Genomic DNA, 25,972 nt, shown 5'->3' on the forward strand with positions numbered 1-25,972 from the left:
CCTCGCTCACATGCGGAACACGCCGAAGCGCGGCTCGGGGATCGGGGCGTTGAGGCTGGCGGAAAGGCCGAGCGCCAGCACGCGGCGCGTGTCGGCGGGGTCGATCACGCCGTCGTCCCACAGGCGGGCGGTGGCGTAATAGGGGTGGCCCTGATGCTCGTATTGCTGGCGGATGGGCTCCCGGAAGGCGGCTTCCTCCTCCGCGCTCCAGGTGCCGCCGCGTGCCTCGATGCCGTCCCGGCGCACGGTGGCGAGCACCGAGGCCGCCTGCTCGCCGCCCATGACGGAGATGCGCGCGTTCGGCCACATCCACAGGAAGCGCGGCGAATAGGCGCGCCCGCACATGCCGTAATTCCCCGCGCCGAAGGAGCCGCCGATGATGACGGTGAATTTCGGCACGTTGGCGCAGGCGACCGCCGTCACCATCTTGGCGCCGTGGCGGGCGATGCCCTCGTTCTCGTATTTCTGGCCGACCATGAAGCCGGTGATGTTCTGCAGGAAGACGAGCGGGATGCGCCGCTGGCAGCACAGCTCCACGAAATGCGCGCCCTTGGCCGCGCTTTCCGAGAACAGGATGCCGTTGTTCGCCACGATGCCGACCGGCAGGCCCTCGATATGCGCGAAGCCGGTGACGAGTGTGGGGCCGAAACGGGCCTTGAACTCGTCGAACGCGGAAGCGTCCACGATGCGGGCGATGATTTCGCGCACGTCGAAGGGCTTTCGCGTGTCGGTGGGGATGATGCCGTAGATCTCGCGCGGGTCGTATTTCGGCGGGCGTGCCTCGATGATGTCGAGCGGGATTTTCTTCGAGCGGTTGAGATTGGCGACCGACCGGCGTGCCAGCGCCAGCGCGTGGGTGTCGTCGTTGGCGAGATGGTCCGCGACGCCGGACAGGCGCGTGTGCACGTCGCCGCCGCCCAGCGCTTCCGCGCTCACCACCTCGCCGGTCGCGGCCTTGACCAGCGGCGGGCCGGCCAGAAAGATCGTGCCCTGATTCTTCACGATGATGGTCTCGTCGCTCATCGCCGGCACATAGGCGCCGCCGGCGGTGCACGAGCCCATGACGACGGCGAGCTGGGCGATGCCGTCGGCGCTCATGTTGGCCTGATTGTAGAAGATGCGGCCGAAATGGTCGCGGTCGGGAAACACCTCGTCCTGGTTGGGCAGGTTAGCGCCACCCGAATCCACCAGATAGACGCAGGGCAGGTTGTTCTGGGCCGCGATCTCCTGCGCGCGCAGGTGTTTCTTCACTGTCAGCGGGAAATAGGTGCCGCCCTTCACGGTCGCGTCGTTGCAGACCACGACGCATTCGCGCCCGGCGATGCGCCCGATGCCGGCGATGATGCCGGCGGAGGGGGCGGAATCGCTGCCGTCCTTCTCCTTGTAGACGTTGAAGGCCGCCATGGGCGCGATTTCGAGGAACGGCGTGCCGGGGTCGAGCAACAGCTCCACCCGCTCGCGCGGCAGCAGCTTGCCGCGCGCCACGTGTTTCTCGCGTGCCGCCTCGCCGCCGCCCAGCGCCACCTGCGCGAGGCGCTGGCGCAGGTCTTCCACCAGCGACTGCATGGCATCGGCGCTGGCCTGGAACTCCGCGCTGCGCGGGCTGATCCTGCTGTCGATCGCGGCCATGGTCAGTTTCCGGTTTCGTTGAACAGTTCGCGGCCGATCAGCATACGCCGGATTTCCGAGGTGCCGGCGCCGATCTCGTAGAGCTTGGCGTCGCGCCACAGGCGCTCTACCGGGAAATCCCTGGTGTAGCCGACGCCGCCGAGCGTCTGGATGGCCTCGCCCGCGATCCAGGTCGCTTTCTCGGCGGAATAGAGGATCGCGCCGGCGGCGTCCTTGCGCAGGGTGCGGGCATGGTTGCCCCGGTCGCAGGCCTTGCCGACCGCGTAGACATAGGCGCGGCACGCCTGCCACGTGGTGTAGATGTCCGCCACCTTGCCCTGCATGAGCTGGAATTCGCCGATGCTCTGGCCGAACTGCCTGCGCTCGTGGATATAGGGCACGATGGCGTCGACGGCCGCTGCCATCAGCCCCAGCGGCCCGCCCGAGAGCACGGCGCGCTCGTAGTCGAGGCCGGACATCAGCACCCGCACGCCGTTGCCCACGCCGCCCAGCACGTTCTCCTCCGGCACCTCGCAATTGTCGAAGAACAGCGGATAGGTGTTGGAGCCGCGCATGCCGAGCTTGTCGAGCTTCGCACCGGCCGAAAAGCCCGGAAAGCCCTTCTCGACGATGAAGGCGGTGATGCCCTTCGCCCCGGCTTCCGGGTCCGTGCGCGCGTAGATGACCAGCGTGTCGGCATCGCCGCCGTTGGTGATCCACATCTTGGAGCCGTTGAGCACGAAGCGGTCGCCCTTCCTTTCCGCGCGCAGCTTCAGGCTCACGACGTCCGACCCCGCGCCGGGCTCGCTCATGGCGAGCGCGCCGACATGCTCGCCGGAGACGAGCTTCGGCAGGTATTTCTCCCGCTGCGCGTCCGTGCCGTTGCGGTGGATCTGGTTCACGCACAGGTTGGAATGCGCGCCGTAGGAGAGGCCGACGGAGCCCGAGGCGCGCGAGACCTCCTCCATGGCGACGATATGCGCCAGGTAGCCGAGGCCGGTGCCGCCATAGGCCTCGCCGACGGTGAGGCCATGCAGGCCGAGTTCGCCGAGCTTGCGCCAGAGAGGGGCGGGGAAGGCGTTGTCGCGGTCCACCTCGGCCGCGATGGGCGTTATCTCCTTTTCCGCGAAGGCGCGCACGGCCGCGCGGAGCGCGTCGACGTCCTCGCCGAGATCGAAATCGAGGCCCAAAGCCGGAAATGTCATGGCGTCTTTCCCTGTCGTTCGTCAATGCCGGTTTCCCCGGCTTGTTGCAGACGAGACTAATGCGTGATGCCCGCCGATTGCTGCCACAATGGTTGCAAATCCTGCCATCATGCGGAATGATGAAACCATGAAGGACAGCCATGGAAACGGGCCTAGAGCCGTCACGCCGATTGCCTTTGTGAACGCTGTTTCAAGGGCTTACGAAGGCTATGGCGTGCCGTTCGAAGGGGCGCTGCGGGCGGCACGGATTGCGCCGCGCCTGCTTGGCGATCCGCAGGCGCGCGTGACGGCGGAGCAGTTCGAGGCGCTTTCCGGCCATGCCATGCGCGAACTCGACGACGAGGCGCTGGGCTGGTTCTCGCGCCGTCTGCCGTGGGGCAGCCACGGCCTCCTGTGCCGCGCGGCGGTCACGGCGCCCGATCTCGGCATTGCCCTCAAGCGCTGGTGCCGCTGCCATGGCTTACTCACAGAGGATATCCGGCTCATGCTGACCGTCAAGGCGGGAACGGCGAGCCTCGTGATCCAGGAGCGGCGCATGCCGGCGGAACTGCGCGAGTTCTGCCTCGTCTCGGTGCTGCGCATGGTGCACGGCTTCGCCTGCTGGCTGATCGACTCGCGCATTCCCTTGAACGACCTGTCGTTTCCGTTCCCGCGCCCCGCGCATGCCGCCTCGTACCGGGCGATGTTTCCCGGCGAGGCGCGGTTCGGCGCGGAGGCGGCGGGCTTCAGCTTCGACGCCAATTATCTGGCGCTCGCGCCCGTGCGCGACGAGGCGGCGACGCGGGCCATGCTGCAGAAGGCGCTGCTGCTGACCGTGCTGCAATACCGGCGCGACCGTTTGCTGGTGGACCGCGTGCGCATGCTGCTGCGGGCGCGGATGTCGGGCCGCGGCCACGCGCCGGGCCTGCCAAACGCCGAGGAACTGGCAGGGATGCTGAACATATCGGGCCGCACCTTGCATCGGCAGCTGAACGAGGAAGGGGCGTCCCTGCAACAGATCAAGGACGACGTCCGCCACGAACGCGCCCTGGAGCTGATCCAGCGCAGCAACAGGCCGCTGAAGCAGATCGCGCATCTCGTCGGCTTCCGCAGCGAGAAGAGCTTTTCGCGCGCGTTCCGCCTCTGGACGGGCGCGGCCCCCGGGCAATTCCAGCGCCAGCGCCAGCGGGCGCAGGGCTGACACGCATTGCGTTTTCTTCCACTGACGCTCACGCTGTCGTCAAAACGTCATCCGTCCGTCAACTAATCATCATCGCCTCAGCCTATGTCCGAGCTAATGATGCACACCTGCGCCTCGCGGGATCGTGTGGCTTTGGGAGAATGACAATGGCGAACAAGGTTGTGACTTCGGTTGTGGCGCTCGCCGCCTCTCTGGCGCTGACCGCGCCGGCGCTCGCGGTGACGGAAATCCAGTGGTGGCATGCGATGGGCGGCGAGCTTGGCGTCAAGCTCGAGTCGATCGCCAAGGGCTTCAATGAATCGCAGTCCGATTACAAGATCGTGCCCGTCTACAAGGGCTCCTATCCCGAGACGCTGACGGCCGCCATCGCCGCCTTCCGCGCCAAGCAGAACCCGGCCATCGTGCAGGTGTTCGAGGTCGGCACCGGCACCATGATGGCCGCCAAGGGCGCCGTCTACCCGGTCTACAAGCTGATGGCCGATCACAACGAGCCTTTCGACTCCAAGAGCTACCTCGCGCCGGTCGTGGGCTATTACTCGGACACGCAGGGCAACATCCTCTCGCTGCCGTTCAACTCCTCGACCCCGATCATGTATTACAACAAGGACGCCTTCGAGAAGGCCGGCCTTGACCGCAATACGCCGCCCAAGACCTGGGCCGAAGTCGAGTCGTTCTCGAAGAAGATCAAGGAATCGGGCGCGGCCAAGTGCGGCTTCACCACCGGCTGGGTGTCGTGGGTGCAGCTCGAAAACTTCTCCGCCCTGCACGACAAGCCCTACGGCACGCTGGAGAACGGCTTCGGCGGCCTCGGCACGCAGTTCCAGTTCAACGGCGACGCACAGATCAAGCATTTCGCCAATCTGAAGAAGTGGTCGGACGAGGGCATCTTCCAGTACGGCGGCCCGGTGGGCGGCAACGACGCCCCGCCGAAGTTCTACTCGGGCGAATGCGCCATCTACTTCAACTCCTCGGCCTCGCGCGCCGGCGTCGTCGCCAACGCCAAGACCTTCGCGGTCGGCTTCGCGCCGCTGCCCTATTACGACGACGTGATCAAGGAGCCGAAGAACTCCATCATCGGCGGCGCCACCCTGTGGGCGCTGCAGGGCCGCCCGGCCGAGGAATATAAGGGCGTGGCGAAGTTCTTCTCCTACCTGTCGAAGCCCGAGGTGCAGGCTGACTGGCACCAGTTCACCGGCTACCTGCCGATCACGTACGCTGCTTACGAACTCGGCAAGACGCAGGGCTATTACGAGAAGAACCCCGGCTCGGACATCGCCATCAACCAGATCACCCGCGGCGAGCCCTCGGTTAACTCCAAGGGCATCCGCTTCGGCAACCTCGCCCAGGTGCGCGACGTGATCGACAGCGAGTTCGAGGCCCTGCTCGCCGGCAAGAAGAGCGCGAAGGAAGCGCTCGACGCGGCTGTCGTCGGCGGCAACCGCATCCTGCGTGACTTCGAGGCCGCCAACAAGTAAGGCGCGCCCGCCGCGATCATGAAGCCCGCGCTCCTTCCGGCGCGGGCTTTCCGCCTTTGCCCCAGGGCGCTCTCGGACCGGATGGCACCATCTGACCGGAAAGCGCCCGAATCGAAAGCTTGCAGAGCGTGATCCGGTGTCATCAAGCCGGATCATGCTGCAGACCGGCCGGCCCCGCATGCAGACGAAGCGCACGATCTTCCCGAACAAAGTCCTGCCTTACGCGCTGCTCGCGCCGCAGATCGCCATCACCGTGGTGTTCTTCCTGTGGCCCGCCGGGCAGGCGGTCGTTTCTTCCTTCCTGCGCGAGGACCCGTTCGGCCTGGCATCGACCTTCGTGTGGTTCGAGAACTACACGCGGCTGTTCGAGGATCCGGCCTATGTCGACTCGCTCAGGGTGACGGCCGCCTTCGCCATTGCCGTGACGTTCTGCTCGATGACGTTCGCGCTGCTGCTGGCGGTGGCGGTCAACCGCCTCATCAGGCTGGGCGGCGTCTACACCACGCTGCTCGTGTGGCCCTATGCGGTCGCGCCCGTCGTGGCGGGCGTGCTGTGGTGGTTTCTCTTCAACCCCACCATCGGCATCCTGCCCTATCTGCTGTCCTTCATGGGCGTGCACTGGAACCACCGCATCAACGGCAACCATGCCATGATCATGCTGGTGGTGGCGGCGAGCTGGAAGCAGATTTCCTACAATTTCCTGTTCTTCGTCGCCGGGCTGCAGTCCATCCCGCGCTCGCTGATCGAGGCGGCGGCCATCGACGGTGCCGGGCCGATGAAGCGCTTCTGGACCATCATCTTTCCGCTGCTGTCGCCGACGACGTTCTTTCTGCTGATCATCAACGTCAACTACGCCATGTTCGACACCTTCAGCATCGTGGACGCCACCACGGGCGGCGGGCCGGCGGGGGCGACGAACATCCTCGTCTTCAAGGTGTTCGCGGACGGCATCCTGGGCCTCAATATCGGCTCGTCCGCCGCGCAGTCGGTGATCCTGATGATGATCGTCATCGCGCTTACGTTCGTCCAGTTCCGCTACGTCGAGCGGCGCGTGCAGTATTGAGGGGCGAGACATGATCGAGAACCGTCCCTGGCTGAACGTCTTCACCCATCTGGTGCTGATCCTCGGCGTCGCCATCGTCATCGCGCCCGTCTATCTCGCCTTCGTCGCCTCCACGCACGGGGACGGCGCCTTCGTCAGCGGTGTGATGCCACTGTGGCCAGGTTCCGAGATGGCCGCCAACTACGGCTCCATGTTCACCACCGGCATGGCGAAATCCGGCGCGCCGCCGCTGGCGCTGATGATGTGGAACGCGCTGGTGATGGCGGTCGTCATCACCGTGGGCAAGATCGCCATTTCCATCATCTCCGCCTATGCGATCATCTATTTCCGCTTTCCCGGCCGCGTGCTGTTCTTCTGGATGATCTTCATCACGCTGATGCTGCCGGTGGAGGTGCGCATCGTGCCCACGTTCAAGGTGGTGGCCGATCTCGGCATGCTCAATTCCTACGCGGGCCTCACACTGCCGCTGATCGCCTCCGCCACCGCGACCTTCCTCTTCCGCCAGTTCTTCATGACCCTGCCGGACGAACTGACGGAAGCCGCGCGTGTGGACGGCGCCGGGCCGATGCGCTTCTTCCGCGACATTCTGTTGCCGCTGTCGCGCACCAATATCGCGGCGCTTTCCGTGATCCTGTTCATCTATGGCTGGGTGCAATATCTGTGGCCGCTGCTTGTGACGACGGACCCGCGCTATTACACCATCGTCATGGGCATCAAGCGGATGGTGGCGGTGGCGGAGGCCGATCCACAATGGAACCTCGTCATGGCCGCCGTGATGCTCGCCATGCTGCCGCCGGTGCTCGTCGTCATCCTGATGCAGCGCCTGTTCGTCAAGGGCCTCGTCGAGACGGAGAAGTAATGTGGCCACTATCGCAATCGAGAATGTCCGCAAGACCTATCCGGGCGGCATCGAGGTCATCAAGGGGCTAGACCTTTCCATCGCCGCGGGCGAACTCGTGGTGCTGGTCGGCCCCTCGGGCTGCGGCAAGTCCACCCTGCTGCGCATGATCGCCGGGCTGGAGAGCATCACCGCGGGTGAGATCGCCATCGGCGGGCGCGTCGTCAACAACCTGGAGCCGGCCGAGCGCGACATCGCCATGGTGTTCCAGAACTACGCGCTCTATCCGCACATGTCGGTGCGCGGCAACCTGGAATACGGCCTGAAGAACCGCGGCACCCCGCGCGCCGAGATCGACGCGCGCGTGAAAGAGGCGGCGCGCATCCTCGAAATCGAGCCTTTCCTCGACAGGAAGCCGCGCCAGCTCTCCGGCGGCCAGCGCCAGCGCGTCGCCATGGGCCGCGCCATCGTGCGCAAGCCGCAGGCGTTCCTGTTCGACGAGCCGCTGTCCAACCTTGACGCCAAGCTGCGCGGTCATATGCGCGTGGAAATCCGCCGCCTGCAGCGCACGCTCGGCACTACACTCGTCTATGTGACGCACGATCAGCTTGAGGCGATGACGCTCGCCGACAAGCTCGTCGTCATGAATGGCGGCGCCATCGAGCAGCAGGGCTCGCCGCTGGAGCTTTACGGCGATCCCCAGACGCTGTTCGTCGCCGGCTTCATGGGTTCGCCGGGCATGAACCTCATCGACGTGGCGCAGTTGCGCGCCGCCGGCGCCACCCTGCCGGACGCGGTACCGGCGGGCACGGGGGTCATCGGCATCCGTCCGGAGGACGTCTTTCTGGAAGCGGGCCGCGTCGACGGGCCGGCGATCACGCTGCCCGCCCGCATCGAGGCGGTGGAGATGGTCGGCGCCGAAAGCCTCGCCTATGCGGCGGTCGGCGGGCTGTCGCAGAGCGTCGTGCTGCGCATTCCCGGCGCATGGACCGGGCACGCCGACACCGCCGCCGACCTGCACCTGCCCCTCACGCGCCTGCATTGCTTCAGCAAGGAAACGGGGCGGAAGGTGCCCCTGTCCGCCCCGGCGCTTGCTGCGTGAACGGCCGTTATCCGGCCGTTCTGCCCGCCGGTTTCCTGATCCGCCGCGGTTCGACCGGGTATCACGGTCGCCCGCCACGGATCGAGAATACCGGCGGTTGTTGCCTGGTTATCCGCCGTTCACCACGCCGTTGACGACGGGCAACAGTTCAAGCAGGCCGCGGTAGATCATCTCCAGCGCCACATAGAGGATGATGGCGAGGCCGACATACGCGATCCAGCGGAAGCGGTGCAGCAGCTTGGCGATGTAGCTCGCCGCCACGCCCATCAGGGCAACCGAGAGCACGAGACCGAAGATCAGGATTTCCGGGTGCTCGCGCGCCGCGCCCGCCACGGCGAGCACGTTGTCGAGCGACATCGACAGGTCGGCGAGGACGATCTGCCACGCGGCCTGTGCGAAGGTTTTCCGCGGCGCCCTTCCGGAAACCGCGCCGTCCTTGTTGATGTCTTCCTCGTTCAGCGCCTCGACGGCGTCCATTTCTTCGTGCTGCTGTACGCGCAGCTCGCGCCACATCTTCCAGCAGACCCACAGCAGCAGCACGCCACCGGCGAACAACAGGCCGACGATCTGCAGCAACTGCGTCGTTATCGCCGCGAAGAATATGCGCAGCACGGTCGCCGCCGCGATACCGATGAGGATGGCCTTGCCGCGCTGTTCCTTGGGCAGGCCGGCGGCCGCGAGGCCGATCACGATGGCGTTGTCGCCCGCCAGCACCAGGTCGATCATGATGACCTGCAGCAGCGTGTAAAACGCATCGGGAGTGAGTAGATAATTTATAGTTTCAGCCATATGGCACCCGCTATGAAGGGCGCCTGTCGTCGTTGGGCCGAAATGGCCGCCGCGAGGCCCGCCGCGCCTCCGATTTCAGGGGGTGACCCATGAAAGGGCTGCGGCAGGGCGCGAAGCTTCGGCAATGTCGGAGAAAAATCCCTGCGCTCCAGGCCACCCGGTTTCAGATATCCAGTCCGACATCACAGTTCATCGAACTGCCAGAGGGGCCCGGGCTGGAGGCCTTGTCTATACCGCCGGATGCGTGGGGTTTCAAGGGAGCGGCGGGGAAAATCGTCGTCGAAAAAGTGTCATCCGGCCTGCTCAGACCCGCCCCTCCAGATGGCGCGCCTTGCGCAGCTGCGGGAACCACCAGGCCCACAGGCCCGCGACGAGGATGGAGCCGACGCCGCCGAACACCACGGCCGGCATCGCGCCGATCATGGCGGCCATGACGCCGGCGCGGAACTCGCCCAGTTCGTTCGAGGCGCCGACGAACACCGAGTTGACGGCGTTGACGCGCCCGCGCACGTGGTCGGGCGTCCACAGTTGCAGCAGGGTCTCGCGTATATAGACGCTGACCATGTCTGCCGCGCCGACGAGCGCGAGCATGGGAATGGAGAACCACGCCAGGGTAGAGACGCCGAAGGCGGCGGTGAACAGCCCGAACAGGCCGACGCAGCCGAACATGATGAGCCCGGCATGATCGCGGATGGGATGGCCGGTCAGCCACAGCGCGGTGGCGATGGCGCCGATGCCCGGCGCCGCGCGCAGCATGCCGAGCCCCCACGGCCCCAGCTCCAGGACATCGCGCGCATAGACCGGCAGCAGCGCGATCGTGCCGCCGAGCAGCACGGCGAACAGGTCGAGCGAGATCGCGCCGAGCACGATCTTTTCCTTCCAGATGTAGCGGAAGCCCGCGAGCAGCGTGTCGACGGTTGCCTTGTCGCCGACGATGTGCTGGCCGGCGGCGGAAATCGAGAAGGTGAGCACCGTGCCCGTCAGCAGCATGATGGCCGCCGTCGTATAGGCGGCGACGGGCGAGAGGCCGTAGAGCAGCCCGCCCGCGACCGGGCCGACGATGGTGGCGATCTGCCACGCGGAAGCGTTCCACGACACCGCGTTGGCGAAATGCTCCGGCGGCACCAGATTGACCACCAGCGAGGCCGAGGAAGGCGCCAGAAAGGCCCGCGCGATGCCGAACCACAGCAGCGTGACGAACACCGCTGCCGGCTGGAACAGACCGGTGAGCGTCAGCGCGAGCAGCGCGAGCGCGCACAGCCCCTCCAGCCCCAGCGAGAGGCCCATGATGGTGCGCCGCCCGAAGCGGTCCGCCGCCACGCCCGTGACCAGCACCAGCACCAGCGCGGGCAGGAACTGCACGAGACCGACCATGCCGAGGTCGAACGGGTCGCGCGTCAGGTCGTAGATCTGCCAGCCGACGGAGACGCTGACGATCTGGATGGCGAAGGAACCGAGAAAACGTGCCAGCCAGTATCGCGCGAAGGCGCTGTGACGGAAGGCTGTATAACGGTCGGCGCGCGCCGCGGCTGCGTCATCGGAGACAAGCATCTTAAGGCCACAGGTGAGGAGCGGGGGAGCGGGCGAACGCCCCTTGAGGCGGGGCCCGGAGAACCGGGGTCCGGAGAGAAGGCAGGGTTGGAGACGGTAACATCTGCGACGACCGCTGCCCCAGATGGCCATGGCCCGATAGCGCTTGTCAATCTGCGCCCGCTGCAATGCTGATGTGCGGCGGGATGCTGCGCCGTCGCGCGGCGCTTTCACGCCTTGCGCAAGCTCCGTGCAAGCTTGCGGGTGCATCTTGCGTATCACGCTGGTGGGCCGGGATTGGAGCTTCGCGCGCCTTCAGGGCATGCGTCGATGTCCGATTCTCCGGAGACATGATGTCGTTCCCGCCAGGCCGGTTCCAGCCCGGTATGTCCCAAATCATGTGTTCTTGACCTGAGAAGGGATCGCTATAATGGCCAGCTTGTTTACGAACTCCTCCGCGCAGACCGCCCTGCAGACGCTGACGGCGGCCTCCAAGAGCCTGTCAGCCACGCAGAACCGCGTTTCCACCGGCTACCGCATCAACACGGCGGAAGACAACGCCGCCTACTGGTCCATCGCCACCACCCTGCGGTCTGACGTCGGCGCGCTCGGCGCGGTGAAGGACGCTCTTGGCCTCGGCGGCGCCACCATCGACACTGTCTACACCGGCATCAACGACACCAAGGATCTGTTGGACCAGGTGAAGTCCAAGCTGGTCGCGGCGAGCCAGACCGGCGTGCCGCGCGCTCAGGTGCAGGCCGAAGTCACCCAGCTCCAGAACCGCCTGAAGGACACGTCGAAGTCCACCGTCATCAACAGCGAAAGCTGGCTGACGCAGAATTCGTCGGCGAATGGCTACAACAGCACCAAGAGTGTGGTCGGCTCCTTCACCCGCGCCGCCGGCGCGGTGACGATCGAGAACATCGACATCGATATCGGCAAGACCAAGCTGTACGAAACCAGCGACTCGGCGCAGACCACCGTGACGACTGCGCTGGACAACTCCGGCGCGGGCGCGTTGATGACCTATAGCACCGCCTTGGGCGCCATCAAGAGCGTTACTGCGGCAACGGATTCCGCATGGAATGCCTCGGCCCTCGACGCGGCGACCGGCGACGCGGCAAGTGCTGCGAAGGTAGGCGCTCCCGCCGCCGCGCGCATATCGGGCGCGATTGCGACGGGTACTGCCGTTCAGACGGCTTCCGCCGCGGTTCATACTGTGACTGCAGGTGAACTCGATGCCGCGCTTGCCGTTTTCGCGGCCGACTACACGAATGGCGGTGCTGCTTTCGTTGCTTCGCTGACGACCAAGCAAAAGACGGACTTGCTGGCTGAGGTCAACAAGGCGGGTACCGAATACAAGACGGAGCTGGAGAGCATCGCCGATGCCGCGACCGGCGGCGACACCGGCACGACCGCCGAGGCGTCGTCTGCCGATGCAGCGAAGGTTGCAGCCACTGCATACGATGCAGCCGTCGCGACCGCGTTCGGGAAAGTCCTGTCGACTTCCGCGCGTGACGCCTTCGTGGCCAAAACCGGTAAGGATGCGCGTGTTGCTTATGAAGCCACGGCAACCGTAAGCACGGACAACCAGAAACTCGGCATCTTCGACAAGGTGAGGACGGTCGTCTCCTCGAAGGACGGCACGGAAGCCAAGGCTGTCCGCGTGTCGGACATCGACATCTCCAAGCTGACGGATACAGATTTCGACAAGGGCGTGCTCTCGGCCTATATCTCCGCTGTTGACGATGCACTGCAGGAGCTGACCTTGTCAGCTTCTATCCTCGGTGCCGCCAAATCCCGCGTCAACGGTAACCAGACCTTCGTCCAGAACCTGATCGACGCCAACAAGCGCGGCATCGGCCAGCTCGTCGACGCCGACCTCAACGAGGAGTCCTCCAAGCTGAAGGCCCTGCAGGTGCAGGAGCAGCTCGCCGTTCAGGCGCTTGGCATCGCCAACAACTCCACCCAGAACATCCTGTCGCTCTTCCGGTAAGGCGCGTCCGGCCGGAATCGTTCCGGAAAAGGCGGAAGCATCTTCCGTCCATGGTTACACCCCTCAAGGGGTGTAACTTTCTGGAGCTGCACCCCGCGAGGAGTGCAGCTTTTTTTATGGCATTCCCTGGCCGGCACGCTCGCCGGCGAAACGTCGAACGGGGGATTGACTCCCGCATAAGTACATGGAACGTTCCATAAACAACGGATAAGTTCCAGGGCGATTCCGTGGCCTGTGTCCATAACGGGCGCGGGCAATCTGCGGAGTAACGGGTATGCGTGAGGTTTCAGCCTTGCGGGAGCTGCGGGCGGTCATCGCCGGCATCGAGGGGCGGTCCGGCGGTTCCGCCGCTGCGCGCCGGCGGGCCATCCTGCCCTTCGGCGAAACCGCTATCGATGGGCATCTGCCCGGTGGGGCGGAGGGCAATCCGGAACGCGGCCTGCGTATCGGCGGTCTGCATGAAGCTTGCGGCGCGGGGCGTGATGCAGGAGCTGCCGCCGCGCCGGCGCTGTTTGTCGCATCCATCGTCGGGCGGCTGGGGGGCGATGTCCTGTGGTGCGCCCGCAGCATCGATGTGTTTCCCGCAGCCCTCGCGGCGGTGGGGCTTGAGCCGGGGCGGGTCGTCTGGGCAGCGTGCGGATCGCGCCACGATGTGCTGTCGGCGATGGAGGAGGGGTTGCGCTCCTCCGCCATCTGCGCGGCGGTGGCGGAGGTGTTCGACCTGAAATTCCTCGAATCTCGCCGCCTTGGCCTCGCCGCCGAAGCCTCGGGCGTCATGGCGTGGGTGGTGCGCCATGGCGAGGATGCGCCGGAAGGGCGCGCCGGTGCGGCGCCGGCGAGGGCCCCCGCCAGCGCCGCGCTGACACGCTGGCGGGTGGGGGCGTCTCCTTCGCCGCCGTCGTCTTCCCTGCTTACACTGCGCCCGCTGTGGCTGCTGGAACTCCTGCGTTGCCGCAATGGCCTTCCCGGACAATGGATTGTGGAGGCTCCCGATGAGCATGGCCTTTTATCCGCCGCACGAGACCCTGTTGCATGGATGCCCGCCCGCCCGCCAGCGGGTGGCCTCGGTCTTTCTCCCCACGCTGGGGACGGACAGGCTGCGCCGGCGCGCCGGCGCGCGGGCTGAGGGCGAGGCGCCCTTCGCCACGGTGCGCAGCGATGGCGGCCGCCGGCTGCTGGCCTGCGTCGACGATCGCGCCCGCCGCTGCGGCCTTGCGCCGGGCATGACAGCAGTGCGCGCCCACGCGCTGGCGCCCGGCCTCGCGCTGGCCGACCACGATCCCGCCGCCGACAGGGAGGCGCTGGAGACCATCGGCCGCTGGCTGCTGCGTCGCTACAGCCCCGTCGTCGGCATCGATGACGGCATCGACGGGGAAGGGGAGGCGGACGGCCTGCGGCTGGACATCGCGGGTTCGGCGCATCTCTTCGGCGGCGAGGTGCGACTCGTTGCCGATCTGGCGGTGCGCCTTGCCCGCAGCGGCTTTGCCGCCCGCGTTGCGGTGGCGGATACCGCGGGGGCGGCGCATGCGCTGGCGCGCTTCGGCTCTTCCGGCACGGTCGTCGTCCCGCCGGGGGAGGCGCTCGCGGCGCTGTCCGGCCTGCCGGTCGCAGCGTTGCGCCTGCCGCCCGCCGCCGTCGAGGGGCTGGAGCGGATGGGGCTCGTGCGCATCGGCCAGTTATACGGGATGCCGCGCGCTCCACTGGTCCGCCGCTTCGGGGAGGCACTCGCCTGCTGCCTCGACCGGGCGGCAGGTGCGCGGGCGGAGCCGTTTACCCGCCTCGACAACCCGGAACTGCTCGCCGTGCGCCGGCGCTTCGCGGAGCCGATCGCCGACCCCGGACAAATTCTGCATCAGGTGCAATCGCTGTGCGCGCGCCTTGCGGACAGGCTCGCGGCAGCGGGTGCGGGCGCGCGGCGGCTCGATCTCGTCTGCGGGCGGGTCGACCGCTCGCACGCGGGCCTGAGCCTCGGCCTCTCGGCGCCGGTGCGCGACCCGCGCCGGCTCTCCGCGCTGCTGCAGGAGCGGCTGGCGCTGGTCGATCCCGGCTTCGGCATCGAGGATATCCAGCTTGCCGCGCCGCAGACGGAAGCGATGGCACAGGCGCAAATCCGGCTTGGCGCGCGCGGCGCCGACGGAACGGACGGGAGGGCTGATCTGGCCATGCTGGTCGACCGCCTCCACGCCAGCGGCAAGGCGCGGCTGCTGTTCCGCCTTGCGGCGCGGGAAAGCGACCTGCCCGAGCGCTCCTTCGTGCGGGTGGATGCGCTGACGCGCCCGCCGCCCGGCACCTTCGCCGCCGCCGGTCCCGTCCGGCTGCTGGCACATCCCGAGCCCGTCTCGACGCTGGCGCTGCTGCCCGATTATCCGCCCCGGCGCTTCGCCTGGCGCGGGCATACGCATGACGTCCGCCATGCAGACGGCCCGGAGCGTATTTACGGCGAGTGGTGGCGTGCGGCTGACGAGGGCGATGCGGTGCGGGATTACTTCATCGTCGAGGATACGGCCGGGCACCGCTTCTGGCTGTTCCGCGCCGGCGACGGCGAGCACGGGGAAACCGGCCCGCAGCGCTGGTTCATCCACGGCCTGTTCGGATAGTGCCGATGCAGACCGGAGCAGCTTACGCGGAATTGCAGGTCACCACCAATTACAGCTTCCTGCGCGGGGCCTCCCACCCCGAGGAGTTGGTGGGCGAGGCGGCGCGCCTAGGCCTCGCGGCCATCGCCGTCACCGACAGGCAGAGCGTGGCGGGCGTCGTGCGCGCCCACCATGCGGCGAAGGAGGCGGAGCTGCGCCTCGTCGTCGGCTGCCGGCTCGACCTCACGGACGGCCCCTCCGTGCTGGTCTATCCGACGGACCACGCCGCCTGGTCGCGCCTCACCCGCCTGCTGACCGTGGGCAACCGGCGGGCGGGCCACGACAGCCTGGTGAAGGGTGAGCGCTGTCTCGCATGGGCGGACCTCGCGGCTGCCGGCGAGGGGCAGATCGTCACCCTGCTGCCCGATGCGGCGGACGAGGCCGCCGATGCCGACATGCGCCGCCTGCGCGATACCTTTCCCGGCTTCGCCTATGTGGCGCTGTGCCTGCGCCGCCGCCATCACGACACGCACCGGCTGCTGGCGCTGGAGGAGGGCGCGCGGGCGCTCGGCCTGCCGGTCGTCGCGGTCAACGACGTTCTCTATCATGCGCGCGAGCGGCGCATCCTGCATGACACGCTGACAGCCATCCGGCACAACTGTACCATCGATGCGCTGGGCTTCCGGCGCGCGCGCTTCGCCGACCGCTTCCTGAAGGCGCCCGGCGAGATGGCGCGCCTCTTCGCCGCGCATCCGCAGGCAATCCGCAACACGCTGGAGATCGTGGACCGCTGCCGCTTCTCGCTCGCGGAAATCCGCTACCAGTATCCGGTCGAGACGGTGCCGGAGGAAGGCACGCCGCAGGAAGTGCTGGAACGTCTCGTGCGGGAGCGCACCGCCGAACGCTATGGCGACCGGGTGCCGGAGCGCGTCGCCCGCCTGCTGCGGCACGAACTCGCCCTCATCGGCGAGAAGGACTATGCGCCTTATTTCCTGACGGTGCATGCCATCGTGAGCTTCGCCCGTTCGCGTGGCATCCTCTGCCAGGGGCGCGGGTCGGCGGCCAACTCGATGGTGTGCTTCGTGCTCGGTATCACGTCGGTGGATTTCACGGCCCCGCATTTCAACGGCGCCGAGCCGTTGTTCGAGCGTTTCATCAGCAGCGCCCGGCAGGAGCCGCCCGATATTGATGTCGATTTCGAGCACGACCGGCGCGAGGAAGTCATCCAGTGGATTTTCGAGCGCTACGGGCGCGACCGGGCGGCGCTTGCGGCGAGCATCGTGCGCTATCGCCGCCGGGGTGCGCTGCGCGATGCCGGCAAGGCGATGGGCCTGTCCGAGGATGTGCTGTCGGTGCTTGCCCGCCACTACGCGGGCGCCGAGACGCCGGAGGCACGGTGCGCGCAGCTTGCGGCGCTCGGCCTCAACGCCGACGACCGGCGGCTGCAGCTCACGCTCGAACTGGCGGACGGGCTGAAGGGCTTTCCGCGCCACGCCTCCCAGCATCCGTGCGGCATCGTCATCTCCCGCGACCGGCTCGACTCCATCGTGCCTATCGCGCCCGCCGCCATGCAGGACCGGCAGGTGATCGAATGGGACAAGGACGATATCGATCGCATGGCCATGATGAAGGTCGACGTGCTCGGCCTCGGCATGCTGGGCGCCATCCGGGGCGCGTTCGCGCTGCTGCGGGCGCACAAGGGCATCGATCTCGACATGTCGCGCATCGAACAGGACGACGTGGATGTCTATGAGATGATGGGCCGGGCCGACACCATCGGCGTCTTCCAGATCGAATCGCGCGCGCAGATGTCCATGCTGCCGCGACTGCGGCCCCGACACCTTTACGACCTGACGATCCAGATCGCCATCGTCCGCCCCGGCCCCATCCAGGGCAACATGGTGCACCCTTACCTGCGCCGGCGGGGCAGGCCGCCCGGCTCGGTGAAATATCCCAGTCGAGCCTTCGAGAAGGTGCTGGGCAGGACGCTGGGCGTGCCGCTGTTTCAGGAGCAGGTGATGCAGCTTGCGGTCGATTGCGCCGGCTTTTCTCCTGACGAGGCGGACGAACTGCGCCGCTCGATGGCGACGTTCCGCGCCCCCGGCACCATCGAGCGGCTGCGCCAGCAGGTCATCGACGGCATGGTGAAGAACGGTTACACGGCGGAATTCGCGGCCCGGACCTTCACGCAGCTACAGGGGTTCGGCGCCTACGGCTTTCCAGAAAGTCATTCGGCGAGTTTCGCGCTGATCGCCTATGTCTCCGCCTGGCTGAAATATCATCATCCGGAGGTGTTCTGCTGCGCGCTGCTCAATGCCCAGCCCATGGGTTTCTATGGCGTCGCCCAACTGGTGCGGGATGCGCGCAACCACGGCGTCGCGGTGCGGCCGGTCGATGTCAACCGCAGCCATTGGGATTGCACGCTTGAAAGAGAGGCGGCGGACAGGGGGGCGGTGCGGCTTGGCCTGCGGATGGTCAAGGGGCTGACGGAGGCGGAGGGCGGGCGGCTCGTCGCCGGCCGTGGCGACAGGCCCTATGAAACGGTGGGGGAGTTGGCCGGTCGTGGCGGTGCCTCGCGCGGGGCGCTCATGGCGCTGGCCCGCGCGGATGCCCTCGCTGGCCTTGAGGCGGAGCGGGAGGCAACCGCGCGCCGCCCCGCGCTCTGGGCCATCGCGGGCATGGAGGGGCGCGGCGACGGCAGCACGCTGCCGCTGTTCGGAGATCGCCCGTTCGCCGCCCCCCTTGCCGGCCTGGTGCGCGAGCCGCCCGTCGTGCTGCCCGCCATGCCCTTCGGCCGCGAGATCGTCGAGGATTACGACAGCGTGGGGCTCAGCCTGCGGGGGCATCCCGTGGCGCTGGTGCGCCGGGAACTGGCGCGCGCCGGCTACCGCTCCTGCAGGGATCTTGCCGCGAGCCGAGACCGGCAGTGGATGGCTGTCGCCGGCCTCGTGCTGGTGCGCCAGCGGCCGGGCTCGGCGAAGGGCGTGATGTTCATGACCATCGAGGACGAGACGGGCAACGCCAATGCTGTGTTCTGGCAGGATATCCAGCAGCGCTTCCGTCCCGTCATCCTCGGCGCGTCGCTCATCGGCATCCGCGGCCGGGTGCAGCGGGAGGGGCAGGTGATCCATCTCGTCGCCCGCTCGGCCGTCGATCTCGGGCCGCTGCTGCGCTCGTTCGCCGGGCGCGCTGCGGACGGGCGCCCGTCATCCGCTCCAGGCGCCGCCGGCCCGGTACTGGACGTGAGCGCGCGCGATTTCCGGTGACGTGAAAGGACGCGCGCCGATGGGAAATGGATGCAAAGGAGCGAGGTTTTGCGTATGGTGGCCCGTCGTTTCGAACCGGGGGCGACGTGTTGCGTTTTGACTTCACAAATACTGTCTGAATCTCAAAGCTGGAATTTCGCAAGACGGGAGAAAGCCGGACATGATCCGCGCCATCGCTTCACGCTTCAGGACAAATGCCGCTGCCGCGCTTGCCGCCGGCGCCTCGCTCGCCCTCCTCATGCTCGCCGGCCCCGCCGCCGCCCAGCAGAAGACGGTGCACGTCTACAACTGGTCGGACTATATCGACCCCGACACCCTCGATGCGTTCACCAAGGAAACCGGCATCAAGGTCGTTTACGACACTTATGACAACAACGAGATCGTCGAGACCAAGCTGCTCACCGGCAAATCCGGCTATGACGTCGTCGTGCCGTCGGGGCCGTTCCTGCAGCGGCTGATCAAGGCCGGCGTGTTCCAGAAGATGGAGCCGGCAAAGATCCCCAACACGAAGAACCTGTGGCCGGAGATCGCCGAGCGCCTTGCGGTGTTCGACCCCGGCAACCAGTTCGCCATCAACTACATGTGGGGCACCACCGGCATCGGTGTGAATGTCGCCAAGGTGCGCGAGCGCCTCGGTGCCGACGCCGTGCTCAACACCTGGGACCTCGTGCTGAAGCCGGAAGTGGCCGAAAAGCTCAAGGACTGCGGCATCTATATGCTGGATTCGCCGGAGGACCTGCTGCCCGGCGTGCTCAACTACCTCGGCCTCAATCCCGATTCCAAGGACGCGAAGGACCTGCAGAAGGCCGCCGATGCTCTCATCGCCGTGCGGCCCTTCATCCAGAAGTTCCACTCGTCGGAATACATCAACGCGCTCGCCAACGGCGACATCTGCGTCGCGGTGGGCTACTCGGGCGACATCCTGCAGGCGGCAACCCGCGCGAAGGAAACGGGGAACGGTGTCGAGATCAGCTACCGGGTGCCGCGCGAGGGCGCGCTGATGTGGTTCGACAGCTTCGCCATTCCCGCCGATGCACCGCATCCGGAGGAGGCGCGCGCCTTTATCGACTTCCTGAACCGGCCGGAAATCGCGGCGAAGAACGCGAGCTTCGTCTCCTACGCCAGCGGCAACCTGGCCGCCCGTCCTCTCGTCGACGCTGCAGTGCGCGACAACCCGGGCATCTATCCCGACGACGAGACGCTGAAGCGCCTGTTCACCAACACCGCCTATGACGACCGCACCCAGCGCACCGTCACGCGGCTGTGGACGCGCATCAAGACCGGCCGCTGACGCATTGGAATCTGTCCTGTTTACGTTGAAACAGGACAGATTCTATTTCCGTTATTTTGAGCGAATTCTGTTCGGAGCGCGCTCTATAGCATTTCGACATTTCATTGAAACGCCGAAATGCTATAAGTTTTTGGTATTACGCGCTTTCTTCACGCAAACCGGTACCCGCTTTGCCTGAAAACGCTCTAATACCGTACTTCAACGAGGAAAATTCATCGAAGTGCGGCCAAGCCTGTGCGGTGCTTGAGCAAAGACCACACGCGAGCGGTCGAAGGCCATGCGCGCGTTGATATATTAGATGAATGGAACGGCCTGCACGGGTGCAAACCGCTCCAAAAGGCCTGCCCGCCTTGGGCGCCCGCTTCCGGACGGGCCGTCAGCCTGCCCGGAAACGATATGAAGACGATGATGACGGTGTGTCAGCCCGAAACGGCCTTGCCGCTTTCGGCGCCCGGCGTTTCATGGGTGAGGATGGCGTAGATCGCGCTCGCATCGCGGGCGGAGCGCAGCCGGTCGAGATTGCCGGGTTCGCGCAGAAGCCGCGCGACGCGGGCAAGGGCCTTCAGATGATCCGCACCGGCGGATTCAGGGGCGAGCAGCAGAAAGATGATATCCACCGGCTGGCCATCGATGGCCTCGAAGTCGATCGGCTTTTCCAGCCGGGCGAACAGGCCGAACAGCCTGTCGATCCGCGCCGGCTTGCCGTGGGGAATGGCAATGCCATCGCCGATGCCTGTCGAACCGAGGCGCTCGCGCTGGAGCAGCGTCTCGTAGATTTCACGTTCGTCAAGGCCGGTGAGATGGGCGGCTCTGGCCGCAATCTCCTGCAACGCCTGCTTCTTGCCGCTCGCTTTCAGCGAGGGCACGATTGCGTCGGGTGTGAGGATATCGGTCAGGGGCATATCTCGAACACGCGCAGCCGCGGGTCGCTCCTTCAGTGCAGGTCCGGGAGGCGTGCATACGCGCGCCGAGCCATGCAATCTACCACAGATATGAGCACCGGACGCCTGCCCGAGAGCAGAAAATCCGATGCTCGCTCAATAGTCGGACGGAACCCGCCGCGACCGGTCAGCCCTGGGTTTGCGAACCCGCGGGCGGATCGATCCAGCCGATGGTGCCATCGTGACGGCGGTATACGATATTTACCCGGCCACTGCCAGCATGTCTGAACACAACTACGGGAGCGCCGGTCAGGTCAAGCTCGACGACAGCCTGACTGACGGAAAAGCGGTGGAGAGCGGCAATATTTTCCGCCACGATCACGGGATGGAAGCTCTCGTCGACCTCGATCTCCTCCTGCGGGGCCTCGATGACATAGGCGCGCGCCTCTTCCGGCTCGGCCAGCGGCAGGTGTGCGAGGTCGGCGGAGCCGGGCTGGGCGCGTTCCTTCAGGCGGCGGCTGTGGCGGCGCAGCCGGCGCTCGAAACGGTCGGCGGTGTGGTCGAAGGCCGCGTAGGCATCCGGCGCGGCGCCGGTCGCCTCCAGGGTGAGGCCGGTGTTGAGATGCAGCACACCGACCGTGCGGAAGCCGTTCCCCTCCTTTTCCACAACCACATGGCCCGAATAGCCGGTGTCGAAATATTTGGCGATGGCGGACGAAACGCGGGCTTCGATCTGCCCCCGCAGCGCATCGCCGATGTCGATATTCTTTCCGGTGATCCGTAACGCCATTGCAATCTCCTTCCCTGATACACTTCTTCGGGCCGGTCCGGCGGAAGACCGCATGTTCCCGGGCCGGCCCGTCAAGCCTGCGCCCAACACAGCACGGCGCAAGTGTTCAGCTTATGATCATGATCAATCGCCGGCTAGCGTTATTTGTCGCGCCCCGCTCCCGGCGCTTGCGCGCGCTTTTCGTCGCCGCGTCACGTCCTGGCGGCGAGCGCGCGGCGGCGGTCCACCGACGAGGGAATACGTAGCGATTCCCGGTACTTGGCAACCGTGCGCCGCGCCACCTCGATGCCTTCCTCGCGCAGTTTCCGGACGAGGGCGTCGTCGGAGAGCACGTCGCGTGGCCCGGTTTCCGCGCCAATCAACTGGCGGATGCGATGGCGGACCGCCTCAGCCGCGTGGGTGTCGCCGCCATCGGCGGCGGCGACGGCAGCGGAGAAGAAGTACTTCATGGGGAAAACGCCCCTGTCGGTGCCGATGGCCTTGTTGGCCGTCACCCGCGAGATGGTCGATTCGTGCATCTCGATGGCGTCGGCCACCGTTTTCAGGTTGAGGGGGCGCAGATGCGCCGCGCCGTGGCGGAAGAACCCCTCCTGCTGGCGCACGATCTCGCTCGCCACCTTGAGAATGGTGCGGGCGCGCTGCTCTAGGCTGCGGGTCAGCCAGTCGCCGCTCTGCAGGCATTCGGAAAGGAACGCGCGGTCGGCGTCGGAGCGGGTGCCCTGCATCAGCTTCACATGGTAGGCGCGGTTGAGCAGCACGCGCGGCAAAGTGTCCTCGTTCAGCTCTACGACGAAGCCGCCGTCACGGGCGCGGCGCACGAAGACATCGGGCACCAGAGTCTGCGCGGGCTCGTTGCCGAAGCCGCGCCCCGGCTTGGGATCGAGCTGGCGCAACTCGGCGAGCATGTCGGCGAGGTCCTCCTGATCCACCCCGCACACCTTGCGCAGCGCCGCGTGATCGTGGCGGGCGACGAGTGCCAGGTTGGCGACAAGCGCCTGCATGGCGGGGTCGTAGCGGTCGCGCTCGCGCAATTGCAGCGCCAGGCATTCGGCGAGACTGCGCGCCCCGACGCCCGTGGGCTCGAAACTCTGCACCAGCGCCAGCACGCCCTCCACGCGCGCCTCGTCGACGCCAAGCCGCGCCGCGATGTCTGCCGTGGTCTCGACGAGATAGCCGGCGGCATCGATGGCATCGATGAGGAAGCGGCCGATCAGGCGCGCCTGCGCGTCCGTCGTGGCGAGATCGAGCTGGGCCGCGAGATGGTCGTAAAGGCTGATGCCGGCGGCGAGCGTCGCCTCCAGATCGGGTGCGTCGTCGAGATTGTGGCTGCCGCCGGACAGCGGCGGCGAGGACGACACCATCAGCCCCTCGTCGGCCGCGAGCGCCTCCGCTCGCGGCTGGCTGCCGTCGTCCTGGAACACGTTGTCGAAGGAGGTGCCGAAATCGGCCTCGATCGAATCGCGCTGCAACTGCGGTTCTTCCGGCGACCAGTCGCGCAGGCTCTCCAGATCCGTTGAGTCCGATTCCGCGAAGTCCGCCTCCGACGTGTCCGGATCCAGCGGCGTGCCGGGAGATGCGGCGTCGATCTCGTCCGGTCTGTCGCCAGTGACGTCCTGCGAGGTGTCTCGCGCGTCCGGCAGTTCCTCGCGTGCCAGTTCCCGCGTCGTTTCGTCGCGGCCTGTCTCGTCCGGCGCGGAGGCGTCGTCGACACGTTCGAGCAGCGGGTTGCGTTCGAGTTCGGTTTCGATGTGGGAGACGAGTTCGAGATGCGACAGCTGCAGCAAGCGGATCGCCTGCAGCAGTTGCGGTGTCAGCACGAGCGACTGGCTTTGGCGCAACTCCAGCCGGTGGGAAAGTCCCATTGGCGCAACCCCGATTTCCCCTGCCGCCGGGCCTCAGAACCGGACAGCGGCACGCTTCTTGCTTGAAGTCTCTTTTCGTTATCTAGCGCCTTTGCGAGGTTCCGTCAAAGCTGCATTTGCTAAAGCTGGAAATCCTCGCCCAGATACAGGCGGCGCACGTCGGGGCTGGCGATGATTTCGGCGGGCGTGCCCTCCATCAGCACGCGGCCGGAGTGGATGATGTAGGCGCGGTCGATCAGGCCCAAGGTCTCGCGCACGTTGTGGTCGGTGATCAGCACGCCGATGCGGCGGCGTGTGAGGTGGCGCACGAGGTTCTGGATATCGCCCACGGCGATGGGATCGATGCCGGCGAAGGGCTCGTCGAGCAGCATGAAGGCCGGATCGCCCGCGAGAGCGCGCGCGATCTCGCAGCGCCGGCGCTCGCCGCCGGAGAGTGCGATGGAGGGCGACTTGCGCAGCCGCGCGATGTCGAATTCTTCGAGCAGCGCGTCGAGCTTCTTCTCCCGCGCCTTGCGGTCCCGCTCCACCACCTCGAGCACGGCACGCAGGTTGTCCTCGACGCTGAGGCCGCGGAAGATCGAGGCTTCCTGCGGCAGATAACCGATGCCGAGCCGCGCGCGCCGGTACATCGGCAGGCGGGTGATGTCGTGCCCCTCAAGCGTGATGGAGCCGAGATCGGCCGCCACGAGGCCGGTGATCATGTAGAAGATCGTCGTCTTGCCGGCGCCGTTGGGGCCGAGCAGGCCGACAGCTTCGCCCTTGCGCACGTGGAGCGAGGCGCTCTGCACCACCGTGCGGCCGCGATAGCTCTTCCGCAGCCCGTCGATGGCAAGGACACCGTCGTGCGTCAGCGGAACGGCGCGGAACCCGCCGCCCGCGTCGTCCGCCGGCAATGCATGGTCCGGGAAGGTGCCGGCGGGGCTGGCGGTGTCGGGCGAAAGCGTCACGAAGATATCCCGGTTCGATGTGGTTGCGAGGAAAGGCCGTTACTTCGGCGGATTGCCGCTGCCGGGGACGAACACGCCCTGCACGCGGCCGCCCGGTTTGGCGACGCAATTGGCGATACTGGTGTCGAGGTTGTAGACGATCCGGTCGCACTGCTGGACGTTCTTGCCCTGGCTCAGCGCCACCTTGCCGGTCAGCACGACGGTGTTGGAATCCCGGTCGAACACGGCGTGCTGCCCTGTCGCCGTCTGGTCCTTGGAGACGACGGTGACCGGCCCCTCGCAATCGAGCTTGCGGATGTTGTTGTTGCCGCCGGGGCCACCAGGGCCGCCGGACGCGGGTGCCGGTGCGGCGCCGGCGGCGTTGCCCGTCGCGCTCTGCTCATAGAAGACGTTCAGCGACGAGCAGCGCATGGTGGTTTCACCCTGCACCGCGACGACATTGCCGGTGAAGGTGGCGCGCTTTTCCTTGTCGAAGATGTCGAGCCGGTCGGCGTCGATCTTGATCGGATCCTTGCCGGAGCCCAGGCCGCCGAGCGGCTGGCTGCCGGGGCGCTGCGCCTGTGCCTGTGCGTCGGCCGCGGCGATCGATAGCATCGGCGCGAGAAGGGCCGCCATCAGCAGCGCGCCGCGCGAAATCCGCCCGTGTTTCCCGACGAGCGGCATGTCTGTTCCCTGCTGTTCCATCGTCCGTTCCATCCTGTCCCGCAGCGCGCCAGCGGTCGCCTCTCGCCCGGCCGCCCTCCGGCCGGTGCCCCGCCGCCGGCCGTTTTTAGCAGATTATTTCCCGCCATCCAGAATCGCGTGTACGCGACCTTCGAAAACGATATGCTTGCCATTGTCCGAAATGTCGAGCCTGTCGGCGGAAATCGTGCCTTCGGTGATCGTGACGGTCACCGGCTCGCTGGAGACGACGCGCCCGCCCTTGAAGTCGACGGCGGCGGAGGAGAGCTTCGCCTCGTAGCCGGTGTCGGTGCGCACGCGGACATCGCCCGCGAGGTTCAGGGATTCCTTCTGCGAATCGTAGATGCCGCTGCGGGCGTTGATCTCGGCCTTGCCGCCGCCGTCGAGGCTGATCTGCCCGGTGATCTGCTGCAGTTCGACGACGGATGGGTTCTTCACGTCCTGCGTGGCGGAGGCCGCCGTCATCTCGTAGGGCTGCGTGCCCGCGCGGAAGCCGGAGAGCCTGGGGGCGTCCATGGTAATTTTCGAGCCGGACAGCGAGACCGGCCCGAGGCTCAGGCCGCCGATGCTGCGGAGCGGGTCCAGAATGCCGATCATGGCCACCGCCGCCACCGCCGCCAGGGCGGCGATGGGGATGAGCCGTTTCATGGCCCGCACGCGCGCCGAATGCCGGAGCGCCGCCTTGTAGGCGGCAGGCGTGATCCCGGCGGGCGGCGGATCGACCGGGGCGCGGCGGGCGCGCGGGGAAGAAGCGTCAGTCAAAAGGCGTCCGTCTTCGGTTGTGGCGCCGCGCGGCGGGGTGCCGGGCGGACGGAATACCTGTCATCAGGCAACCTGCGGTCAGGATACCTGAATTCGGATGACCGTTATATAGTACAGAGGGCGCGTCCCT

At 66.8% G+C, this 25,972-nt stretch carries 20 protein-coding genes; 10 read left to right on the forward strand and 10 right to left on the reverse strand.

Annotated elements, in window-relative coordinates; genetic code table 11:
* Positions 1-6: 6 nt before the first annotated feature.
* Together FHS82_RS03970 and FHS82_RS03975 are read right to left on the reverse strand one after the other, a co-directional pair.
* Positions 7-1,629, reverse strand: coding sequence for a carboxyl transferase domain-containing protein (locus FHS82_RS03970; protein ID WP_166949055.1), 1,623 nt, complete (start codon positions 1,627-1,629; stop codon positions 7-9).
* Between the two features lie 2 nt (positions 1,630-1,631).
* On the reverse strand, positions 1,632-2,813 hold the full coding sequence (locus tag FHS82_RS03975; RefSeq protein WP_166949057.1) for an isovaleryl-CoA dehydrogenase: 1,182 nt from the start codon (positions 2,811-2,813) through the stop codon (positions 1,632-1,634).
* Positions 2,814-2,940: 127 nt separating this feature from the next.
* Here FHS82_RS03975 and FHS82_RS03980 point away from each other — a divergent pair, with 127 nt between their 5' ends.
* From FHS82_RS03980 to ugpC, 5 genes are all read left to right on the forward strand, one after another.
* Entirely contained in the window at positions 2,941-3,993 is a 1,053-nt protein-coding gene (locus FHS82_RS03980) for an AraC family transcriptional regulator (protein ID WP_166949059.1), read from the forward strand.
* A gap of 146 nt (positions 3,994-4,139) precedes the next feature.
* A complete protein-coding gene (gene ugpB, locus FHS82_RS03985) occupies positions 4,140-5,468 on the forward strand; it encodes a sn-glycerol-3-phosphate ABC transporter substrate-binding protein UgpB (RefSeq protein ID WP_166949061.1) in 1,329 nt (442 codons plus the stop codon).
* 178 nt (positions 5,469-5,646) lie between these two features.
* Positions 5,647-6,531, forward strand: a complete 885-nt coding sequence (gene ugpA / locus FHS82_RS03990; RefSeq protein ID WP_166950183.1) for a sn-glycerol-3-phosphate ABC transporter permease UgpA — start codon at positions 5,647-5,649, stop codon at positions 6,529-6,531.
* 10 nt (positions 6,532-6,541) lie between these two features.
* Positions 6,542-7,390: a sn-glycerol-3-phosphate ABC transporter permease UgpE gene (gene ugpE, locus FHS82_RS03995; RefSeq protein WP_166949063.1), complete on the forward strand. Its 849-nt coding sequence runs from the start codon at positions 6,542-6,544 to the stop codon at positions 7,388-7,390.
* A 1-nt stretch (position 7,391) separates the two neighbouring features.
* Positions 7,392-8,471 (forward strand): sn-glycerol-3-phosphate ABC transporter ATP-binding protein UgpC, encoded by a 1,080-nt coding sequence (gene ugpC / locus FHS82_RS04000; RefSeq protein ID WP_166949067.1) that lies wholly within the window; start codon positions 7,392-7,394, stop codon positions 8,469-8,471.
* A 108-nt stretch (positions 8,472-8,579) separates the two neighbouring features.
* Here the strand turns inward: ugpC and FHS82_RS04005 are convergent, their stop codons facing one another.
* Together FHS82_RS04005 and FHS82_RS04010 are read right to left on the reverse strand one after the other, a co-directional pair.
* Positions 8,580-9,260, reverse strand: a complete 681-nt coding sequence (locus FHS82_RS04005) for a TerC family protein (protein ID WP_166949069.1) — start codon at positions 9,258-9,260, stop codon at positions 8,580-8,582.
* 303 nt (positions 9,261-9,563) lie between these two features.
* Positions 9,564-10,811, reverse strand: coding sequence for an MFS transporter (locus tag FHS82_RS04010; RefSeq protein ID WP_166949072.1), 1,248 nt, complete (start codon positions 10,809-10,811; stop codon positions 9,564-9,566).
* 409 nt (positions 10,812-11,220) lie between these two features.
* On the opposite strand from FHS82_RS04010, the gene FHS82_RS04015 reads away from it, so the two are divergent.
* The 5 genes from FHS82_RS04015 to FHS82_RS04030 all read left to right on the forward strand — a co-directional run bounded on the left by FHS82_RS04015 (position 11,221) and on the right by FHS82_RS04030 (position 19,919).
* Positions 11,221-12,786 carry a flagellin N-terminal helical domain-containing protein gene (locus FHS82_RS04015; protein WP_166949075.1) on the forward strand — a complete coding sequence of 522 codons (1,566 nt, stop codon included), beginning with the start codon at positions 11,221-11,223 and terminating at the stop codon, positions 12,784-12,786.
* Positions 12,787-13,060: 274 nt separating this feature from the next.
* Positions 13,061-13,912, forward strand: coding sequence for an ImuA family protein (locus tag FHS82_RS21030; protein WP_246225068.1), 852 nt, complete (start codon positions 13,061-13,063; stop codon positions 13,910-13,912).
* Between the two features lie 22 nt (positions 13,913-13,934).
* Positions 13,935-15,383: a Y-family DNA polymerase gene (locus FHS82_RS04020; protein WP_343042522.1), complete on the forward strand. Its 1,449-nt coding sequence runs from the start codon at positions 13,935-13,937 to the stop codon at positions 15,381-15,383.
* 5 nt (positions 15,384-15,388) lie between these two features.
* The gene (locus FHS82_RS04025; RefSeq protein WP_166949077.1) at positions 15,389-18,628 is read left to right on the forward strand and encodes an error-prone DNA polymerase; all 3,240 of its coding nucleotides are present in this window, start codon (positions 15,389-15,391) and stop codon (positions 18,626-18,628) included.
* Between the two features lie 160 nt (positions 18,629-18,788).
* Positions 18,789-19,919, forward strand: a complete 1,131-nt coding sequence (locus FHS82_RS04030; RefSeq protein WP_166949080.1) for a polyamine ABC transporter substrate-binding protein — start codon at positions 18,789-18,791, stop codon at positions 19,917-19,919.
* A 419-nt stretch (positions 19,920-20,338) separates the two neighbouring features.
* Here the strand turns inward: FHS82_RS04030 and ptsN are convergent, their stop codons facing one another.
* The 6 genes from ptsN to lptC all read right to left on the reverse strand — a co-directional run bounded on the left by ptsN (position 20,339) and on the right by lptC (position 25,842).
* Positions 20,339-20,821: a PTS IIA-like nitrogen regulatory protein PtsN gene (gene ptsN, locus FHS82_RS04035; protein ID WP_166949083.1), complete on the reverse strand. Its 483-nt coding sequence runs from the start codon at positions 20,819-20,821 to the stop codon at positions 20,339-20,341.
* Positions 20,822-20,987: 166 nt separating this feature from the next.
* A complete protein-coding gene (gene hpf, locus FHS82_RS04040; protein WP_166949086.1) occupies positions 20,988-21,590 on the reverse strand; it encodes a ribosome hibernation-promoting factor, HPF/YfiA family in 603 nt (200 codons plus the stop codon).
* Positions 21,591-21,781: 191 nt separating this feature from the next.
* Positions 21,782-23,452 carry an RNA polymerase factor sigma-54 gene (gene rpoN, locus FHS82_RS04045; protein ID WP_166949088.1) on the reverse strand — a complete coding sequence of 557 codons (1,671 nt, stop codon included), beginning with the start codon at positions 23,450-23,452 and terminating at the stop codon, positions 21,782-21,784.
* Between the two features lie 119 nt (positions 23,453-23,571).
* Positions 23,572-24,345 (reverse strand): LPS export ABC transporter ATP-binding protein, encoded by a 774-nt coding sequence (gene lptB / locus FHS82_RS04050; protein WP_208394116.1) that lies wholly within the window; start codon positions 24,343-24,345, stop codon positions 23,572-23,574.
* A 93-nt stretch (positions 24,346-24,438) separates the two neighbouring features.
* Entirely contained in the window at positions 24,439-25,083 is a 645-nt protein-coding gene (locus FHS82_RS04055) for an LptA/OstA family protein (RefSeq protein ID WP_166949094.1), read from the reverse strand.
* Between the two features lie 93 nt (positions 25,084-25,176).
* Positions 25,177-25,842, reverse strand: a complete 666-nt coding sequence (gene lptC, locus FHS82_RS04060; RefSeq protein ID WP_166949096.1) for an LPS export ABC transporter periplasmic protein LptC — start codon at positions 25,840-25,842, stop codon at positions 25,177-25,179.
* Positions 25,843-25,972: the final 130 nt, after the last annotated feature.

This window comes from Pseudochelatococcus lubricantis (assembly GCF_011762225.1).
Classification (GTDB): Bacteria; Pseudomonadota; Alphaproteobacteria; order Rhizobiales; family Beijerinckiaceae; genus Pseudochelatococcus; species Pseudochelatococcus lubricantis.

What these genes read in the sequence shown, in the direction of transcription:
- FHS82_RS21030 (WP_246225068.1), top strand. Translation starts at nt 13,061, where the DNA reads ATGCGTGAGGTTTCAGCCTTGCGGGAGCTGCGGGCGGTCATCGCCGGC.
- FHS82_RS04025 (WP_166949077.1), top strand. Translation starts at nt 15,389, where the DNA reads ATGCAGACCGGAGCAGCTTACGCGGAATTGCAGGTCACCACCAATTAC.
- ugpA (WP_166950183.1), top strand. Translation starts at nt 5,647, where the DNA reads ATGCAGACGAAGCGCACGATCTTCCCGAACAAAGTCCTGCCTTACGCG.
- FHS82_RS03975 (WP_166949057.1), bottom strand. Translation starts at nt 2,813, where the DNA reads ATGACATTTCCGGCTTTGGGCCTCGATTTCGATCTCGGCGAGGACGTC.
- ptsN (WP_166949083.1), bottom strand. Translation starts at nt 20,821, where the DNA reads ATGCCCCTGACCGATATCCTCACACCCGACGCAATCGTGCCCTCGCTG.
- FHS82_RS04010 (WP_166949072.1), bottom strand. Translation starts at nt 10,811, where the DNA reads ATGCTTGTCTCCGATGACGCAGCCGCGGCGCGCGCCGACCGTTATACA.
- FHS82_RS04005 (WP_166949069.1), bottom strand. Translation starts at nt 9,260, where the DNA reads ATGGCTGAAACTATAAATTATCTACTCACTCCCGATGCGTTTTACACG.
- FHS82_RS03980 (WP_166949059.1), top strand. Translation starts at nt 2,941, where the DNA reads ATGAAGGACAGCCATGGAAACGGGCCTAGAGCCGTCACGCCGATTGCC.
- FHS82_RS04055 (WP_166949094.1), bottom strand. Translation starts at nt 25,083, where the DNA reads ATGGAACAGCAGGGAACAGACATGCCGCTCGTCGGGAAACACGGGCGG.
- ugpE (WP_166949063.1), top strand. Translation starts at nt 6,542, where the DNA reads ATGATCGAGAACCGTCCCTGGCTGAACGTCTTCACCCATCTGGTGCTG.
- hpf (WP_166949086.1), bottom strand. Translation starts at nt 21,590, where the DNA reads ATGGCGTTACGGATCACCGGAAAGAATATCGACATCGGCGATGCGCTG.
- rpoN (WP_166949088.1), bottom strand. Translation starts at nt 23,452, where the DNA reads ATGGGACTTTCCCACCGGCTGGAGTTGCGCCAAAGCCAGTCGCTCGTG.
- ugpB (WP_166949061.1), top strand. Translation starts at nt 4,140, where the DNA reads ATGGCGAACAAGGTTGTGACTTCGGTTGTGGCGCTCGCCGCCTCTCTG.
- FHS82_RS04015 (WP_166949075.1), top strand. Translation starts at nt 11,221, where the DNA reads ATGGCCAGCTTGTTTACGAACTCCTCCGCGCAGACCGCCCTGCAGACG.
- FHS82_RS04030 (WP_166949080.1), top strand. Translation starts at nt 18,789, where the DNA reads ATGATCCGCGCCATCGCTTCACGCTTCAGGACAAATGCCGCTGCCGCG.
- FHS82_RS03970 (WP_166949055.1), bottom strand. Translation starts at nt 1,629, where the DNA reads ATGGCCGCGATCGACAGCAGGATCAGCCCGCGCAGCGCGGAGTTCCAG.